This is a genomic window from Kitasatospora sp. NPDC051164, from assembly GCF_044455625.1.
Lineage (GTDB): Bacteria > Actinomycetota > Actinomycetes > Streptomycetales > Streptomycetaceae > Kitasatospora.
In genome coordinates this window covers 1-1,082 of the sequence record NZ_JBITFB010000134.1, presented here as the reverse complement: position 1 = coordinate 1,082, position 1,082 = coordinate 1, and the positions used below count along the sequence as shown (strand labels likewise).

General features: G+C 70.0%; 1 protein-coding gene. It reads left to right on the top strand.

The features are described 5' to 3' along the window. A partial coding sequence (locus ACIBEC_RS47850; RefSeq protein ID WP_360510355.1) for an IS110 family transposase occupies nucleotides 1-1,065 on the top strand: 1,065 nt, incomplete at its 5' end. Nucleotides 1,066-1,082: the final 17 nt, after the last annotated feature.

Genomic DNA, 1,082 nt, shown 5'->3' with positions numbered 1-1,082 from the left:
ATCCGCGACGTCCTGGACATCGACCAGGACGCGCTGTGGGCGGTGGACATCAACCACGGCGGTGCAGCCCTGTTGATCGGTCTGCTGCTGGTCCACGCCCAGCCCATGGCCTACCTCACCGGCCTGGCCGTCCACCGCGCCTCGGGCACCTACCGAGGCGAGGCCAAGACCGACGCGAAGGACGCCTTCGTCATCGCCGACCAGGCACGCATGCGCCGTGATCTGGGCCGGCTGAGGCCCGGCGACGAGATAGCGGTCGACCTGCGCATCCTCACCACCCGCCGCACCGACCTGGTCAGCGACCGCACCCGCCAGATCAACCGCCTCCGCGCCCAACTGCTCGAGTACTTCCCCGCGTTGGAACGCGCACTCGACCTGACCAACAAGGGCCCCGTCGTACTCCTGTCGGGCTACCAGACCCCGGCCGCCATCCGCCGCACCGGCGCCAGACGAATCGAGACCTGGCTTCGCAACCGCAAAGTCCGAGGCTCCGAGTCCCTGGCGAAGACCGCACTGGAGGCCGCGCAGGCCCAGCAGACCGCGCTGCCCGGCGAGAAGCTCGCCGCCGCCATGGTGATCCGCATGGCCAAGGCAGTGATGGCCCTCGACGAAGAGATCACCGAACTCGACGCCCTCATCGAGGCCCGGTTTCGCGAGCACCCGCACGCCGACGTGATCCGCAGCCTGCCCGGCATGGGCAGCCAGCTCGGCGCCGAGTTCGTCGCCGCCACCGGCGGTGACATGGACGCCTTCGCCAGCGCGGACCGCCTGGCCGGCTATGGCGGCGTGGCCCCGGCCCCCAGGGACTCCGGCCGGGTCAGCGGCAACCTCCACCGCCCCCGGCGCTACCACCGCGGCCTGCTGCGGGTCTTCTACCTCTCGGCGATGGCCAGCCTCAGATCCTGCCCCGCGTCGCGGACCTACTACGACCGCAAACGTGCCGAGGGCAAGGGGCACAAGCAAGCACTGATCGCGCTCGCACGACGACGAGTGAACGTCCTGTGGGCGATGATCCGCGACGGAGCGTGCTACCAGGCAACACCACCAGTCACCGCGGCGGCTTGACAACGGCATTGGGATGT